Consider the following 16,796-nt stretch of genomic DNA (forward strand, 5'->3'; position numbering starts at 1 on the left):
TATTGATACTGAATTTAGCGAATACTTAGGTGCGTCGAATTGTTGCAGTGCGCGCCTCATTGCCGCAGCCCCATCGCCATGGGCATATTCAAAAAATAGGGCCGCAGCCACTTGAAGATGGCCAGCACCACTGGAAAAACGCCTAAGAAGGTAGAAAATGTACGAAGACCGGATTCGCCGTCAGTCCCTGCTGGATAAGATCGTCACGCCGGAAGAGGCCGCCCTGCTGATCAAGGATGGCATGACCATCGGGATGAGCGGGTTCACCCGCGCTGGCGATGCCAAGGCCCTGCCGATTGCCATTGCCGAACGCGCCGCCAAAGAACCGATCCGCATCACCCTGATGACGGGTGCCTCGCTGGGCAACAATATCGACAAGATCCTGACAGAAGCCGGCGTGCTGGCCCGCCGCCTGCCCTTCCAGTCCGACCCCACCCTGCGCGCCGCCATCAATCGGGGGGAGGTGATGTTCATCGATCAGCACCTGTCCGAAACGGTGGAACAGTTGCGGTCCGGCCAGATGGGGCCGATTGATTATGCGATTGTGGAAGCGACGGCCATCACCGCCGATGGCGGCATCGTGCCCACCACCTCTGTCGGCAATACGGCCAGCTTCGCCATATTGGCGGAAAAGGTGATTGTGGAGTTGAACCTGTCCCAGCCGCTGGAGCTGGAGGGGCTGCACGATATCTATATCCCCACCAAGCGGCCCTCGCGCACGCCGATCCCGGTGGTCTCCTGCGACAGCCGGGCTGGCACGCCCTATATCCCCATCGATCCGGCCAAGATCGCTGCCATCGTGGTGACGGAAAAGCAGGACAGTGCCGCCAATGTGGAACCGCCGGATGACGGTACGCGCGCCATCGCCGGCCATCTGATCGAGTTTTTCAAGCATGAGGTGGCGCGCGGCCGGCTGGACATGACGCTGAACCCGTTACAGGCCGGCATTGGTTCCATCGCCAATGCCGTGCTGCATGGGCTGATCGACAGCCCCTTCCATGACCTGCGCATGTATAGCGAGGTTTTGCAGGACAGCACGTTCGACCTGTTCGATGCCGGTAAGCTGAATTACGCCTCGGGTTCGTCGGTTACGCTCTCGGCGGAATGTGGCGGGCGGGTCTTCTCCAAGATCGCCCAGTACCGTAACCGCTTGGTGCTGCGCCCGCAGGAAATTTCCAACCATCCAGAGGTAATCCGTCGCCTGGGCGTCATCGGCATCAACACAGCGCTGGAATTTGACATTTACGGCAATGTCAATTCCACCCATGTCGATGGCACGATGATGATGAATGGCATTGGCGGCTCAGGCGATTTCGCCCGCAATGCCTATCTGTCCGTCTTCGTCACCAAGTCGCTGGCCAAGGCGGGGGCCATTTCCTCCGTCGTGCCCATGGTCAGCCATGTCGACCATACCGAGCATGATGTGGATATTCTGGTGACGGAGGTCGGGTTGGCCGACCTGCGCGGGCTGGCCCCGCGGGAGCGGGCGCCCTTGATCATCGCCAACTGCGTCCATCCCAGCTACCGCGACCAGCTTTCCGACTATTTCACCCGCGCCAAGGCCCGCGGCGGCCATACCCCGCACCTGCTGGAAGAAGCGTTCTCCTGGCATGTGCGGCGGCGGGAAACCGGCAGCATGAAGGCCTGAACCAAGGCAGGGCCTGCACCGTCCCCCGGCGCAGGCCCTTCCCCCTTACGGCGTCACTTCCAGGAACTGGGACAGGTTGAAATCGGTCGGGTTCGGCGCCCAGCCTTTCAGCTTGGGGCTGACCAGACGGCGGCGGGTATTGTGGTGCAGCGGGATGATGCTGTCGCTTTCCAGCGCCACTGTTTCCGCCTTTCCCAGCAGTTCCACCCGCTTGGCCGGATCGGTCTGGCGGTTTGCCTCATCCAGCAACTGGTCGAATTCGGCACTCTTGAAGCCGGACAGGTTCTGCTGTTCCACGTCGGAACGGAAAAGCTGAAGGAAGGAATTGGCGTCGGGATAGTCCCCGATCCAGCCGTAATATATCACATCCTGATAGGCCTTCTCGTTGCCGATGCTGGCGACAACGCGGAATTCCTGATTGTTCAGCCGCGTCTGCACCCCCAGCTTCTGCTTCCACATCGCAGCCACGGCGACATTCACCTTGCGGGCATTGTCGCTGGTGTAATGCAGCACCTCGATCTCCGGCAGGGGCTTTCCGCCCGGCCCATAGCCAGCCTCGGCCAGCAGCTTCTTCGCCATGGCGTCGCGTTCGGCCTGGGTCTGTTTCGTCCAGGGCAGGCGCGGCGGCTCGTATCCGCCGACATTGCCGGGGGGCGTGAAGCTCCAGGCCGGCAATTCACCGCCGCCCACCACCTTCTCGGCAATCACCTCCCGATCGATCACCAGCGACAGGGCGGCGCGCAGCTTGGGGCTGGATTTCCACGGCTCATGCGTCAGGTTGAACGCCATGTAATAGGTGGAATAGGTGGAACCAGCGCTGAAGGATTCCTTCAGATTCTCCTGCGCCCATTTGATCTGGCTGTTGGGCAGGGTGTTGGTGCTGTGCAATTCCCCGGCGCGGAACTTCTTGAATTCCGTTTCCTGATTGTCGATCGGGTAGGAGAAGACGGTGTCGATCTTCACCTTGGCCGCATCATGGTAATAGGGGTTCTTGACCTCCTTGATATGGCTCTGCGGCACATTCTCAACCAGCATATAGGCACCGTTGCTGACCAGATGACCGGGGGCGGTGAAGCCCTCCCCATATTTTTCCAGGCTGGCCCGGTGCAGCGGGAACATCGCCACATGCTGGAGGGAGGCCAGGAAATAGCCGGTCGGCTGGGTCAGCGTCACCTTCAGCGTATGGTCGTTAACAGCCTCAACGCCCAGCGTCTCCGGTGCCTTCTTGCCTGCGGTGATGTCCCGCCCATTCACGATGGGCCAGACGAAATAGGCATAGGGCGACGCGGTTTTCGGGTTGGCCAGCCGGTGCCAGGCATAGACGAAATCCGCCGCCGTCACCGCACTGCCATCGGACCATTTGGCATCAGGCCGCAGCGTGAAGGTGTAGACAGTGCCATCAGGGCTGACCTCATAGCTGGCAGCCACGCCATTGCGGCGCTGGCCCTTGGCATCCAGGGAAAACAGCCCTTCGAACAGGTCATAAATGATGAAGGCCGCCGGCTGCAGCTCCGACTTGGTTGGGTCCAGCGTGTCAGGGGCCGCGCCGGTGCCCCGATGATAAACCATCTCGGCGGCAGCGGGCTGGGCAAACAGGATGCCGGCAAGGCCGACAGCGGCAAGAAGCGTGCGTTTCATGGGATGATGGATCGCCGTTTGGGGAAAGGGGCCACTGCCAGCGGGGGCTCGCCCGGTTTGTCCGGGCGCTTTGGATTTTAGTATTTGCCGGTTCGGGATTTACCCCACATCCAGCCAGCGCGTCGGGTTCTGGTCCAGCGGTGTGGGCTGCCAGCCTTTCACCTTAGGCGACACCAGCCGGCGCCGGTTATTGTGCAGGATGGTGCAGATGGGGAAATCCGCCTGATACATCCGCTCCGCCTCGGCCAGCAGGGCCATGCGGGTGGCGGTGTCCAGGCTGGCATTGGCCTCGTCCAGCTTGCGGTCAAAATCCGGGTTGCTATAGGCGGACAGGTTCTGCTGCGCCACGTCGGAGCGCAGAAGCTTCAGGAAATTGATCGGGTCGGGGAAATCCCCGATCCAGCCGTAATAGATGATGTCCTGATAGGCCTTGCGGTTGCCGATGCTGGCAACGACGCGGAATTCCTGATTGTTCAACTGCGTCTGCACGCCCAGCACCTGCCGCCACATGGCAGCCACGGCCACCATCACGCGCTTGCTGTTCTCATTGGTGGAATGCAGCACCTCGAAGGTTGGCAGCGGTTTGCCGCCCGGCCCATAGCCAGCCTCGGCCAGCAGCTTCTTGGCCTGTTCATTGCGCTGGGCCTGGGTCAACCCGCGCCAATCCGGCTGCGGCGGCTCATACCCGCCCACCTTGCCGCTGGGGGTAAAGCTGTAGGCCGGCTTGATATCGCCGCCCATCACCTTCTCGGCAATCACCTCCCGGTCGATGGCCAACGTCAGCGCCGCCCGCAGCTTGGCATTGGATTTCCATGGTTCTTTGGTCAGGTTGAAGGCCATGTAGAAGGTGGAATATGTCGGCGTCGGCGTATAGGCCTGCTTGCCTTCCGTGCGGGCCCAGTTCACCTGCGTGATCGGCAGGTTATAGGTGACATCCACCTCCCCGGCGCGGAAGCGTTTCAGCTCCGTATCCACATTCTCCGTCACCAGATGGTAGACGGTATCCACCTTCACCTTGTCGGCATCATAATAATGCGGGTTGCGGACCAGCCGGTAATGGGTCTGCGGCACCATCTGCGCCAGTTGATAGGCGCCATTGCTGACGGGTTTTGCCTCGTCCCCACCCTTCTTCACCGGTGACATGGACTGATGCGAGAGCTGGCCCAGGAAATAGGCCGCCGGCTCCTTCAACACCACTTTCAGCGTGCGCTCATCCAGGGCGGTGACGCCCAGCGTCTCCACCGGCTTTGTCCCAGCCGACACATCCGCCCCATTTTCGATCACCCAGGTGAAATAGCCATAGGGCGAGGCGGTCTTGGGATCGGCCAGCCGGCGCCAGGCATAAACGAAATCCCCCGCCGTTACCGGGCTGCCATCGGACCATTTGCCATTGGCCCGCAAGTGGAAGGTATAGGTCTTGCCATCAGCGGAAATGTCCCATTTCTCCGCCGCGCCCGGCCGGGGCATGCCATCAGCCCCCGGCGTCAGCAGCCCTTCATACAGATCATAAATCACGATGGAGGCGGGGTGCAGTTCGGCCTTGCCCGGATCAACCGTATCGGGCGCAGAGCCCAGGCCCCGGCGCAGCACCTTGCCATCCTGCGCGAAAACGGGGGGCACCAGGCCCGCCATCGCGAGCGTCAGCGCGGTGGAGATCATGAAGGAACGGCGATGGATATGCTGCATGTCCGGGGCCTCTCTGTCGGGGGCGGTTGACAGCAACGCTAAGCACAAGTGCCAGCCGGCGCAATGATCGATCGAGGGTCAGCCAAAAGACGTGATTGAAAGGAAAGCCCAATGGTGCGACGCATTGTAGCGGGCCCCTTGAAGGCCCACCCATCTTCCTCTCTTGGCAGAGACCCATCATGTTTGAATGGTTGTCCGACCCCAACGCCTGGGCGAGCCTTCTGACGCTCACCGCGCTGGAGATCGTTCTCGGCATCGACAACATTATTTTCATCTCAATCATGGCCAACCGGCTGCCCGAGCACCAGCGAGCCAAGGCCCGCCAGTTCGGTCTGGCCCTGGCCTTGATCAGCCGTCTGGCATTGCTCGCCTCCATCGCCTGGATCGTGAAGCTGACCGACCCGATCTTCACCCTGTTCGACATGGGCATCTCGGTCCGCGATATGATCCTGTTCTTCGGCGGGCTGTTCCTGCTCTACAAGGGCACGGCGGAAATCCACCACACGATGGAAGGCGGGGCGGAAGATGGCGGGCCCAGCCGGACCGTTGCCACCTTCAGCGGCGTGATCATGCAGATCATGGTGCTGGATATCGTCTTCTCGCTGGACAGCGTCATCACCGCCGTCGGCATGGCGACCCAGTTGCCGGTGATGATTACCGCCGTCGTCATCGCCGTGGCCGTGATGCTGTTTGCCGCCGGCCCGACCAGCCGCTTCGTGCAGAATCACCCGACGGTCAAGATGCTGGCGCTCAGCTTCCTGATTCTGGTGGGCGTGGCGCTGATTGCCGACGGCCTGCATTTCCACATTCCCAAGGGCTATCTCTACTTCGCCATCGCCTTCTCGGTGGCGGTGGAGATGCTGAACCTGGCGGCCGCCAAACGACGCCGCCGCAAGGAAGCCCAAGCCGGACACTGATACCGGTTCCGGTTCGTGGTAAAGACAAGGGCGGCCCGATCCGGTGCCGCCCTTTTTCTTGATATCACGCTGCCCGGACCACGCACCGATGACACTGCGCCTGACAATCCGCCTGGACCTGCCCAATGGCCACCGGATCGGCCCCGGCAAGATCCGGCTGCTGGAAGCCATTGCCACCACGGGGTCCATCTCCGCTGCCGGCCGGTCGCTGGGCATGTCCTATCGCCGCGCCTGGCTGCTGGTGGATGAGATCAACCGCGCCTTCACCCAGCCGGCCGTCGCTGGCCAGACCGGCGGCAGCGGTGGCGGTGGCACGGCACTGACCGATTGGGGGCGGGAGCTTGTGGACCTTTATCGCGGGCTGGAGGCGGGAAGTGTAACGGCCAATGCGGCGGGGCTGGACCGGGTGGAAGCCATGATGGCGACTGGGCCGGCACTGGAAGCCGCCCCTTCCTGATCCACACCGCCTTGCCGCCGCCGCAAAGCTGGCCCTATAGTCGGCGGCGACTGTCGGACCAGGAGATTGACCCCGTGCGCGTTCCCACTTCCCCGCTCTCCCGCCGTACCGCCCTTGGCCTGGGCGCCAGTGCCGCCACGCTGATGGCCCTGCCGGCCTGGGCGCAGAATGCTGCTGCCATCGACCTGAAGGCCGCCACCGCCGATATCGTCTATGGCGATCCCAAGGCCAAGGTGACCGTGGTCGAATATGCGTCGCTCGCCTGCTCGCACTGCGCCGATTTTGAGATCAATATGCTCCCCACCTTCAAGAAGGAGTTTATTGATACGGGCGAGGTGAAGCTGATCTTCCGCGATTATCCGCTGAACGCGCCCGGCCTGCGCGCCCATATGCTGATGCGCTGCCCCGGCGGTGCCAAGACCCAGGCGCTGAAGACGGCGATCATGCGGTCGCAGCACACCTGGCTGAACCAGGATTACATGAAACATCTGGCCCAAGTGGCCCGGCTGGCCGGGATCAGCCAGGAGCAGTTTGATGCCTGCACCACCGACAAGCAGTTGGAGGATTTCCTGATCAAGAGCCAATATACCGGCAGCCAGGAAAAGCAGATCAACTCCACCCCCACCTTCATCGTCAATGACAGCGCGGTCGTCCTGGGCGCCAAGCTGGATGAGTTAACGGAAGCGGTGCAGAAGGCCGGCGCCAAGCGCAAGGCGTCGTAAGCCTTCTGCAAAGGTCGGCGCTACGGCTTTGATATAGATTGACGGGGGTGGTGTCTGCTGGCACCACCCCCGCTTCGTTCCGCCCCTCCCCTTTTCTCCGCCATAAGCCGCCATCCACGTGCAGTTCACCAAGCTCCGCCTTACCGGCTTCAAATCCTTTGTTGACCAGACCGAACTGCTGATCGAACCCGGCATGACCGGCGTGGTCGGCCCCAATGGCTGCGGCAAATCCAACCTGCTGGAGGCGTTGCGCTGGGCCATGGGGGAGACCTCGGCCAAGCGTATGCGCGGGGAGGATATGGATGATGTGATCTTCGGCGGCACCGCCACGCGCCCTGCCCGCAACATTGCCGAAGTGACCATGGTGCTGGGCAATGATGCCCGCACCGCACCCCCGCCCTTCAACGAGTTTGACGAGTTGGAGATCAGCCGCCGGCTGGAACGCGGATCGGGGTCGGATTACCGCATCAACGGCAAGATCGTGCGCGCCCGCGATGTGCAAATCCTGTTTGCCGATAATGCGTCTGGCGCCAACAGCCCGGCCCTGGTCAGCCAGGGCCGGGTGGGGGCGCTGATCAATGCGCGGCCTGCCGACCGGCGGCAATTGCTGGAAGAAGCCGCCGGCATCAGCGGCCTGCATGCCAGACGGCATGAGGCGGAACTGCGTCTGCGCGCGGCGGAAACCAACCTGACACGGCTGGAAGATGTGCTGGGCACCATGGATGCCCAGCTTCAAACCCTGCGCAAACAGGCCAAGCAGGCCGCCCGCTATCGCAATGTGCAGGAAAATATCCGCCAGACGGAAGCGCGCCTGCTGCATATACGCTGGCAGGATGCGGAGGCGACGCTGGACCGCGCCCGCAGCGGCCATGCAAAGGCGGATGAGGCGGTGCGCCAGGCCATGCTGGCCGGGACCGCCCTGGCCGAAAACCGCGCCGCCATCGCCGCCACCCTGCCGCCCAAACGGCAGGCCGAGGCCGAAGCTGCATCCGCCCTGCAACGGCTGGTCCTGTCGCGCGAACAATTAGCGGCGGAGGAAGCACGCGTGGCCGAGGCCCAGGCCGCCACCCAGCGCCGGCTGGCCCAGATCGCGTCCGACCTGTCGCGCGAACGCGCACTGGCCACCGATGCCGACAATGCCCTGCTGCGCCTGCGGGAAGAGCGCGCCCAGCTTCTGATGGCGCAGGAAGAAGAAGCGCTGGAGCAGGAGGAAGCCCAAGAAGCCCTGCTGACCGCCCGCGATGCGGTGGAACAGGCCGATCTGGCCTTGGCCGCCCTGCTGGAACAGGCCGGGGCCGAGGAGACGGCGCGCAACACCCATCTGGGCCGGCTGCGCGACCAGCAGTCCCGGCTGGCCGTGCTGGATAAAAGGCTGGCCGACCAGAAGGCCCAGGAAGCCCAGTTGCGCCAGGGGTTGGCGGATGGGCTGGAACTGGCCACCGCGGAAGAAGCGCTGGCCCTGGCCGAAGAAAGCCTGGAAGGCGCGCGGGAAGAGGCGGAAGAAGCCGAAGCCGCCAAGCTGGAAGCCGACCGCCGGCTGGATCAGGTGCGCAGCGATGCCCTGACCGCCCAGGCCCGCAGCCGGGAGGCGCTGACCCAGGCCGAGTCGCGCTATACAAGGCTGAAGGCCGAGCGCGACGGGTTGCGGGCCTTGCTGGGGCTGGACGAGGCCGACCTGTTCCCGCCCTTGATTGACGCCGTGACCGTGGATACCGGGTATGAGCAGGCGCTGGCCGCGGCCTTGGGCGATGACCTGACGGCCCCCCTGGATGCCGCCGCCAATGTCTATTGGCAGGGCCTGCCGCCCTTGCCCGACCATGCCGCCCTGCCGGCGGGCGTCGTGCCGCTTTCCACCCATGTGAAAGCACCGCCGGCAATGGCGCGCTGCCTGCCTTATATCGGCATTGCCACCGATGCCGCCCAGGCGGCATCCCTGGCCCCCCGCCTGTTGCCCGGCCAGATGCTGGTGACCCGCGATGGCGGGGCGTGGCGCTGGGATGGCTTGACCCGCAAGCCCGGTGCCCCCACCGCCGCCGCCATCCGCCTGACCCAGCGCAACCGGCTGGCTGAGTTGGACCTGGATCTGGACGCCGCCACAGAAGCGCTCGACAGTGCCCGCGACCGCCACGCCACAGCGCGCCAGGATGCGGCGCGGGCGGAAGCAGACGCCCGACAGGCCCAGGACAGGGCCGCCCAGCGCGACAAGCTGGCGCGCGAAGCCGTGCGCACCGGGTTCCGCACCGTGGAGCAGGCGCGCGATGCCCTGTCCCGGCGTAAGGCGGAGATGGAAGCCGCCACCGCCCGGCTGGACGCCATCCAGGGCAGCCTGACCGCCCTGGAGGCCGACCGGGCAGAGGTGGCACTGGCCGAGGCGGAGGCCCAGGCCCTGCTGGATGCGCTGCCCGATGCCGCCATCGCCCGCGATGCCATTGCCCAATCCCGTACCCGGCAGGGGGAATTGCGCGCCACGCTGGCCGCCCGGCAGGCCCGCGCCGATCAGGTGCTGCGGGAGGCAGAACAGCGCCGCCGCCGCCTGTCCCTGCTGCAACAAGAAGAACAGGGCTGGGCCACCCGCGTGGAAGGGGCGGCCAGCCGGCTGGCAGAACTGGAAGAACGCGCCCTGGAAGGCCGGGAGGAGCTGGAGACCCTGGCCGAACGTCCGCTGGCCATTGCGGAGGAGCGCCAGATCCTGGCCGCCCAGATCCAGACGGCAGAGCGCCACCGCGCCGATGCGCTGCAAGCCCTGCAGGAAAGCGAGGCGGAACTGGCCGAGGCCGAGCGCGCCCGCACACAGGCGGAAACCGCCCTGGCCGATGCGCGCGAGGCCCGCGCCCATGCCGAGGCCGCCGTCGCCCAGTCCCTTCAGCATATGCAGGCCCTGGCCGAGCGCATTGCCGAAAAGCTGGAATGCGAGCCGCACCAGATTGCCGCCGCCACCGGCCTGGACGGAATGGCAGAAGGGGAGCGGCCCGACCCGGCCGCCCTGGAACAGCGCCTGTCCAGGCTGCTGGAGGAGCGGGAGCGGATCGGCCCCGTCAACCTGCGGGCCGAGCAGGAAGTGGCGGAAATGGAAACCCAGATCGGGACCATGACCAGCGAGAAGGACGACCTGACCGCCGCCATCGCCCGCCTGCGCCAGGGCATCAACAGCCTGAACCGGGAGGCGCGGGAACGGCTGCTGGCCAGCTTCGCCAAGGTGGACAGCCATTTCCAGGATCTGTTCACCCGCCTGTTCGGCGGTGGATCGGCGCATCTGAAGCTGACGGAAGCCGAAGACCCGCTGGATGCGGGGCTGGAAATCTATGCCAGCCCGCCGGGCAAGAAATTGCAGGTTCTGTCCCTGCTGTCGGGCGGGGAGCAGGCCTTGACGGCGCTGGCCCTGCTGTTCGCCGTGTTCTTGTGCAACCCCGCCCCCATCTGCGTGCTGGACGAGGTGGACGCGCCGCTGGACGAGGCCAATGTGGGCCGCTTCTGCGACATGGTGGAGGAAATGGCCCGCAGCGGCGCCACCCGCTTCCTGATCGTCACCCACCACCGCCTGACCATGGCGCGGATGGACCGGCTGTTCGGCGTCACCATGATGGAACGGGGCGTGTCCAAGCTGGTATCGGTTGATCTGGCACGGGCGGCAGAGATGGTGGAAAGCTGAATTTCCCATTGGGCGGGGAAAGGTTGCTTTTCGTCACATTGCAACAATGCCCCACCGATGCCATTTTATAGAGACAGGGTATGTGATGACGGTCGTGTGAGAAGGGGGAAACCCCTGGCATGATCCACACAAAGGGGCGGCAGTGTGGGCCTTCCGCATAGGCCTCCGGACGCATGAAGGAGTGTGAGAAATGGTTTCTCGTCTGAAGACGGGCATGCGTGTTGCGATAGGGGCGGCCGCCCTGATGGGCCTTGCCGCCTGTGCCAACCCGCAGGCCGATCAGGCGCTGTACGCGCAACAGGCTTTTGTCGGCATGCCGAAGCAGACCCTGCTTTCGTGCGCCGGCGTGCCCACGCGCAGCGCCACCGTCGATAATGTGGAATATTTCACCTATACCAGCGAGCGCATCGTCACCACGCCGATGCCCAGCTTCTCCGCCAGCTATGGCTATTACCGCCCCTGGTCGCCCTGGGGCTGGGGTGGTGGCTTCCGCGATTATCCGGACACGGAAACCCGCGATTGCCAGGCCACCTTCACGCTGAAGGATGGGGTGGTGCAGCGCATCGTCTATGGCGGCGCCAGCCAAGGCCCCTCCTCCCGCCTCGGCCAATGCTACCGCATCGTGGAAAACTGCCTCGCCCTGATCCCGCAACAGGGCCAGCTCCAGCGCTGACCATTGGGGGATGGACGGAAATGAAAAACCCGGTGGAGCGATCTGCCGGGTTTTTTATTGGGCGCGGTGGGGCGTTTGGGCCCGGCGGCAGAATGGGCAGAGTCCGTTGGCGTAGAGATTGTGGGGGTAAGCCGAAGCCCCCCTTTCCGTCATTCCCGCGAAGGCGGGAATCCAAGCAACGCAACGGATTATGGATTCCCGCCTTCGCGGGAATGACGGAAGAAAAACACCATCCGCTTCCATCTCAATCTGGCAAACTCGAAGCCACCGCGACTGGTGCGGGTCGATGACCGGGCCGATTATGGCGAGACGCGGTATGAGGCGATTGCCCCCTGAATGGTCGCCTTTGCGTCCTGGTCTTCACCGTCCGCGAACAGACGATCCGCGTCATCAGCCTGCGCAAGGCGAACAGCAGAGAGGTCAAGCGCCATGCCAACCGCCCGTAACCCCCGCCCCACCTTGGCCGACGATGCCACCATTGATGCCGGCATCGCCGCCGATCCTGATGCCCGGGAATGGACGGATCAGGATATGGCCCAAGCCCGCCCGGCGACTGAGGCCTTACCCGCTGCCCTGCTGGCCGCCTTTGACGGTGCCCGCAAACGCGGTCGGCCCGTGGCCACCAACACCAAGGTCAAAGTGATGCTGCGGATCGACCCCGATGTCGTGGACGCCTACCGTAAAACCGGCCCCGGCTGGCAAACCTGCATGAACGACGCCCTGCGCAAGGCGGTGGGGTTGTGAGTGGGAGCGGCGGTCATATTGGACAGAATTAGGCGTTTCTGCTTTCAATCAATTGTCCTTTAGTGTCTGCCCAAGAAGGTATCTAATCAATTCAGACGGATAGGAAATGGATGGAGGTGGTGACGCTGATGTGATTTTTCACGGGCATCCTCTTCTGGACAGGGGTTATGTTGACGCCCGAGAATCGCCCTCCTTTTTAACGGGGATCACCTTCATTACCCGAGCGACGTGACGGACGCGGAATGAGCGCTTGTGTCGCCGCTTCCGCCTCCGGCCAAGCGTAGTGGCCGCCTAAATTTGGCTTCCCATTTTTAGTAGAACCTCAAATGCAATACATTTCAAGAATGTATCGTGATAATAATACGGAGTATAAATTGATATGATGAATACCGTTGGCGGATATGTGTATATAAAGGCCCTCCGCATTGCGAGAAATGAAGGGACTTTATCATCTATTCCAACCTTATTGGAGGCTGTACGGCTTGGAAATGGAAAAGCCGCCTATGCTCTTGGGCGTATCTATCTGGAAGGTGACATAGGTATTGAGCCGAATATTGCTTATGCGGCGTTATTTTTTAAGCTGTCGGCTCGGCATTTGGAAAGATCGGGAATACATGATCTCGGCGTTATGTACTATAAGGGGAATGGCGTTACAAAAAGCAATGCTCTAGCATTGTTTTATTTTTTTATTGGCTCTCAATTGGGAGATAATTTGTGCTCCTCTAGTGTATCATTTCTTTTAGATGAAGTTATTCAAAGTTTTGATTTAAAATTTGTTAGCAAAATATGGTGGCGTGCGCAAACTACTATCAATACCCTAAAAAACAACAAAGAAATTTCAATTAAGTTCGCAGGAAAAATAGGTTTAATGCAATGATAATACGATATAACTATGTACAAAACTATTTGTTTTCAGTGTTTATTTTATAATTTTTAAATTTTGAGGCGTATTGACGATAAAAACTTGCAACAATACTTGTGACAATGAGATTTATGAAGTCTTTTCTTTTGCCCTTAAAAGTGGCGTCTTAGGGGCAGAACTGAAATATTTAATTGAAATTTCTGTGTGAATATTATTTCAAGGTGTTGAATTTGCCTTGGAGAGATTGCGTGCGGGAGATTTTCTGGCTTTAGGATAAAGCGTGGGTAGCGATTGAGCCGTACCTTCCCTGCCATACCGTTGGTGCACCGCGTGTTGACGACCGGCGGATCATCAGCGGGATTATTCATGTACTCAAGATCGGCTGTCGCTGGAAGGACTGCCCGCCGGAATATGACCCGCCGACCAATCGCTTCAACCGCTGGTCTGGGCGCAAGCACTGGCACCGGATATTGCAGGCGCTGGCCGCCGGGCATATGACAGCGACAAATTACGAGCCGGGATCAAGGAAAAGGGCGCGAAGCCTGTCATTCCCGGCAGAAAGTCACGCAAGAAGCCCATTCGCTTCGACAAGGTCCGGTACAAATTCCGATGGATGGTCGAGGCCGTCTTCTGCCGCCTCAAGGACTTCCGACGCGTCGCCACCCGGTACGACAAGCTCGCCAGAAACTTCATATCCACCCTCGCAATCGCAACCATCGTCGCTTACTGGACCTGATTGAGTCTGGCCCCTAAGTCATGCGCAGACGAAATGACCGGATCGAAGCGCAAAACAGTAGCCATCAGACCCAGATATTAACGAAAAAAAGCCCGGCGGATCGCTCCACCGGGCTTCTTTTTCGTCCACCCCACCGCCGGGTCACCCCGGCGGCAGGTGTAACACCAATACTTACTCCGCAGCGGCGGGAACCGCCAGATTGCGCAGCACGTATTGCAGGATGCCGCCATTCTTGAAGTAGTCGACCTCGTCCAGCGTGTCGATACGGCAGAACAAGTCCAGCGTCTCCTTCGACCCGTCGGCGCGGGTGATGGTCAGCGTCAGGTTCATGCGCGGCTTCAGGCCGGCTTCGACACCCACGATGTCGAAGGTTTCGGTGCCGTCCAGCTTCAGCGTCTTGCGGTTCACACCGGCCGGGTACTGGAGCGGCAGGATGCCCATGCCGACCAGATTGGACCGGTGGATACGCTCGAAGCTTTCCGCCACCACGGCGCGAACACCCAGCAGGCGGGTGCCCTTGGCGGCCCAGTCACGCGAGGAGCCGGTGCCATATTCGGCACCCGCGAACACGACCAGCGGCGTGCCCTCGGCCTGATACTTCATGGAGGCGTTGTAGATCGGCATGACCTCGCCCGTGGGCACATACTTGGTCACGCCGCCTTCAACGCCCGGCACCATCTCGTTCTTGATGCGGATATTGGCGAAGGTGCCACGCATCATGACTTCATGGTTGCCGCGACGCGCGCCATAGCTGTTGAAGTCAGCGACGGTGACGCCGTTTTCCAGCAGGTACTCACCGGCCGGGCTGGCCTTCTTGATGTTGCCGGCGGGGGAGATGTGGTCGGTGGTGATGCTGTCGCCCAGGATGGCGAGCGCACGGGCCCCCTTCACATCGGACACGTCGCCCGGCGTCATGGTGATGCCGTCAAACAGCGGCGGACGCTTCGCGTAGGTCGACTTGTCGTCCCACTTGTAGGTCATGCCTTCGACGGTCTTGATCTTCTGCCACTGCTCCGGGCCTAAGAACACGTTGGCATAGCGGCTGACGAACATGTCGCGCGTCAGGAACTGGGCGATCGTGTCTTCGATCTCCTTGTTCGACGGCCAGATGTCCTTCAGATAGACGGGCTTGCCGTCCTTGCCGGTGCCGATCGGGTCCTTGGAGATATCCAGGTGCAGCGAGCCGGCCAGGGCATAGGCCACCACCAGCGGCGGGGAGGCCAGGTAGTTGGCGCGGACCTGCGGGGACACACGGCCTTCAAAGTTGCGGTTGCCCGACAGGACGGACGCAACGGTCAGCTTGCCCGCGTCAACGGCGGCGGCAATCGGGTCCGGCAGCGGGCCGGAATTGCCGATACAGGTGGTGCAGCCATAGCCGACCAGATTGAAGCCCAGCTTGTCCAGGTAGGTGGACAGGCCAGCGGCGTTCAGATAGTCGGTCACGACCTGGGAGCCCGGTGCGAGCGAGGTCTTCACCCACGGCTTGGCGGTCAGGCCCAGTTCCACCGCCTTCTTCGCCACCAGACCGGCGGCGAACAGCACCGACGGGTTGGAGGTGTTGGTGCACGACGTGATGGCGGCGATCACGACATGGCCGTGATCCAGCTTGTAATCAGCGCCGGCCACATCGGTCGGCTGGCTGGTCGGGCGGCCGGCAACGTCGGTGGCCAGGAAGTCACCGAATTCCTTGGTCACGTTGGACAGCAGAACGCGGTCCTGCGGGCGCTTCGGACCGGCCAGCGACGGCTCGACGGAGCCTAAGTCCAGGTCCAGCGTGTCGGTGAAGACCGGATCGGGCGAGGACGCATCGCGCCACATGCCCTGGGCCTTGGCGTATGCTTCCACCAGCGCCACGCGGTCGGCATCGCGGCCGGTGAAGTGCAGGAAGCGGATGGTCTCGGCGTCGATCGGGAAAATGCCGCAGGTGGCGCCATATTCCGGGGCCATGTTGGCAATCGTCGCACGGTCGGCCAGGGTCAGCGCGTCCAGGCCGGGGCCGTAGAACTCGACGAACTTGCCGACGACCTTCTTCTTGCGCAGCATCTCGGTGACGGTCAGCACCAGATCGGTGGCCGTTGCACCCTCGCGCAGCTTGCCGGTCAGCTTGAAGCCGACCACTTCCGGGATCAGCATGGAGATCGGCTGGCCCAGCATCGCGGCTTCCGCCTCGATACCACCCACGCCCCAGCCCAGCACGGCCATGCCGTTGACCATGGTGGTGTGGCTGTCGGTGCCGACCAGCGTGTCCGGGTAGGCCACGGTCGCACCGGTCTGGTCGGTATCGGTCCAGACGGTCTGGGCCAGATATTCCAGGTTCACCTGATGGCAGATGCCGGTGCCCGGCGGCACAACGCGGAAATTGTTGAAGGCCTTCTGGCCCCAGCGCAGGAACTCGTACCGTTCGCCATTGCGCTGGAATTCCAGGTCCACATTCTCGTCAAACGCCTGCGGGGTGCCGAAGGCATCGACCATGACCGAGTGGTCGATGACCAGATCGACCGGGGTCAGCGGGTTGATCTTGGTCGGATCGCCACCCAGCGACACCATGGCTTCGCGCATCGCGGCCAGATCGCAGACGGCGGGCACGCCGGTGAAATCCTGCATCAGCACGCGGGCCGGGCGATAGGCGATCTCGCGGTCGGACCGCTTATCGACCAGCCACTGGGCGACGGCCTTGACGTCGTCCACGCTCACCGTGCGGCCATCTTCGAAGCGCAGCAGGTTCTCCAGCAGCACCTTCATGGAGAAGGGCAGGCGCGACACATCGCCCAGGCCGGCCTTCTCGGCTTCGGGAATGCTGAAATAATCAACAGACTTGCCGCCGGCGGTCAGGGTGCGGCGGACTTTCAGGCTGTCCTGGCCGGTGATCGTGGACATCGGGGGTGACTCCTCCATCGGGGTCGAAAGCGGCAGGCGACATGACTTCTTGCCCCGGCTCCAGCGTCCGGGGCCAAGGCCTGCCAGGTTGGCTTTTCGGAGCGTGGTTTAGCGCTTTTCGACGTGCGGAGCAAACCCCTCTAGGGGGGATCAGCCCCCCTTTTCACTCATATTCGATCAAGGTAGG

The 16,796-nt window shown here is 62.4% G+C and carries 11 protein-coding genes and 1 pseudogene; 9 read left to right on the forward strand and 3 right to left on the reverse strand.

Annotated features, from left to right (window positions below; translation table 11 throughout):
* Nucleotides 1-157: 157 nt before the first annotated feature.
* On the forward strand, nt 158-1,648 hold the full coding sequence (gene scpC / locus G473_RS0104480) for a succinyl-CoA:acetate CoA-transferase ScpC (protein ID WP_029012120.1): 1,491 nt from the start codon (nt 158-160) through the stop codon (nt 1,646-1,648).
* 45 nt (nt 1,649-1,693) lie between these two features.
* Here the strand turns inward: scpC and G473_RS0104485 are convergent, their stop codons facing one another.
* Both G473_RS0104485 and G473_RS25070 read right to left on the reverse strand, forming a co-directional pair.
* Nucleotides 1,694-3,286 (reverse strand): peptide ABC transporter substrate-binding protein, encoded by a 1,593-nt coding sequence (locus G473_RS0104485; protein WP_029012121.1) that lies wholly within the window; start codon nt 3,284-3,286, stop codon nt 1,694-1,696.
* 99 nt (nt 3,287-3,385) lie between these two features.
* The gene (locus G473_RS25070) at nt 3,386-4,972 is read right to left on the reverse strand and encodes a peptide ABC transporter substrate-binding protein (RefSeq protein ID WP_051329875.1); all 1,587 of its coding nucleotides are present in this window, start codon (nt 4,970-4,972) and stop codon (nt 3,386-3,388) included.
* Nucleotides 4,973-5,151: 179 nt separating this feature from the next.
* Between G473_RS25070 and G473_RS0104495 the strand changes: the two genes are divergently transcribed.
* The 8 genes and pseudogenes from G473_RS0104495 to G473_RS29800 all read left to right on the forward strand — a co-directional run bounded on the left by G473_RS0104495 (nt 5,152) and on the right by G473_RS29800 (nt 13,732).
* Nucleotides 5,152-5,889 (forward strand): TerC family protein, encoded by a 738-nt coding sequence (locus G473_RS0104495; protein WP_035705360.1) that lies wholly within the window; start codon nt 5,152-5,154, stop codon nt 5,887-5,889.
* Nucleotides 5,890-5,977: 88 nt separating this feature from the next.
* Nucleotides 5,978-6,346 (forward strand): winged helix-turn-helix domain-containing protein, encoded by a 369-nt coding sequence (locus tag G473_RS25075; RefSeq protein ID WP_035705362.1) that lies wholly within the window; start codon nt 5,978-5,980, stop codon nt 6,344-6,346.
* A gap of 74 nt (nt 6,347-6,420) precedes the next feature.
* Nucleotides 6,421-7,068 (forward strand): thioredoxin domain-containing protein, encoded by a 648-nt coding sequence (locus G473_RS25080; protein ID WP_035705653.1) that lies wholly within the window; start codon nt 6,421-6,423, stop codon nt 7,066-7,068.
* Between the two features lie 118 nt (nt 7,069-7,186).
* Nucleotides 7,187-10,717: a chromosome segregation protein SMC gene (smc, locus tag G473_RS0104510; protein WP_029012123.1), complete on the forward strand. Its 3,531-nt coding sequence runs from the start codon at nt 7,187-7,189 to the stop codon at nt 10,715-10,717.
* 190 nt (nt 10,718-10,907) lie between these two features.
* On the forward strand, nt 10,908-11,390 hold the full coding sequence (locus G473_RS0104515; protein WP_029012124.1) for a hypothetical protein: 483 nt from the start codon (nt 10,908-10,910) through the stop codon (nt 11,388-11,390).
* Nucleotides 11,391-11,819: 429 nt separating this feature from the next.
* Nucleotides 11,820-12,134, forward strand: coding sequence for a BrnA antitoxin family protein (locus G473_RS0104525; RefSeq protein WP_029012125.1), 315 nt, complete (start codon nt 11,820-11,822; stop codon nt 12,132-12,134).
* 379 nt (nt 12,135-12,513) lie between these two features.
* Nucleotides 12,514-13,011: a tetratricopeptide repeat protein gene (locus G473_RS29795; protein ID WP_084437630.1), complete on the forward strand. Its 498-nt coding sequence runs from the start codon at nt 12,514-12,516 to the stop codon at nt 13,009-13,011.
* 275 nt (nt 13,012-13,286) lie between these two features.
* A pseudogene (locus tag G473_RS29800) lies at nt 13,287-13,732 on the forward strand (transposase).
* A gap of 171 nt (nt 13,733-13,903) precedes the next feature.
* Here G473_RS29800 and acnA read toward each other — a convergent pair.
* Nucleotides 13,904-16,609, reverse strand: coding sequence for an aconitate hydratase AcnA (gene acnA, locus G473_RS0104535; RefSeq protein ID WP_029012127.1), 2,706 nt, complete (start codon nt 16,607-16,609; stop codon nt 13,904-13,906).
* Nucleotides 16,610-16,796: the final 187 nt, after the last annotated feature.

Origin of the sequence: Niveispirillum irakense DSM 11586 (genome assembly GCF_000429645.1) — a bacterium.
Taxonomy (GTDB): Bacteria; Pseudomonadota; Alphaproteobacteria; order Azospirillales; family Azospirillaceae; genus Niveispirillum; species Niveispirillum irakense.

Bases quoted from the DNA above. Each gene is read 5' to 3' on its own strand.
- scpC (WP_029012120.1), top strand. From the start codon at position 158: ATGTACGAAGACCGGATTCGCCGTCAGTCCCTGCTGGATAAGATCGTC.
- G473_RS0104485 (WP_029012121.1), bottom strand. From the start codon at position 3,286: ATGAAACGCACGCTTCTTGCCGCTGTCGGCCTTGCCGGCATCCTGTTT.
- G473_RS25070 (WP_051329875.1), bottom strand. From the start codon at position 4,972: ATGCAGCATATCCATCGCCGTTCCTTCATGATCTCCACCGCGCTGACG.
- G473_RS0104495 (WP_035705360.1), top strand. From the start codon at position 5,152: ATGTTTGAATGGTTGTCCGACCCCAACGCCTGGGCGAGCCTTCTGACG.
- G473_RS25075 (WP_035705362.1), top strand. From the start codon at position 5,978: ATGACACTGCGCCTGACAATCCGCCTGGACCTGCCCAATGGCCACCGG.
- G473_RS0104515 (WP_029012124.1), top strand. From the start codon at position 10,908: ATGGTTTCTCGTCTGAAGACGGGCATGCGTGTTGCGATAGGGGCGGCC.
- G473_RS0104525 (WP_029012125.1), top strand. From the start codon at position 11,820: ATGCCAACCGCCCGTAACCCCCGCCCCACCTTGGCCGACGATGCCACC.
- G473_RS29795 (WP_084437630.1), top strand. From the start codon at position 12,514: ATGATGAATACCGTTGGCGGATATGTGTATATAAAGGCCCTCCGCATT.
- acnA (WP_029012127.1), bottom strand. From the start codon at position 16,609: ATGTCCACGATCACCGGCCAGGACAGCCTGAAAGTCCGCCGCACCCTG.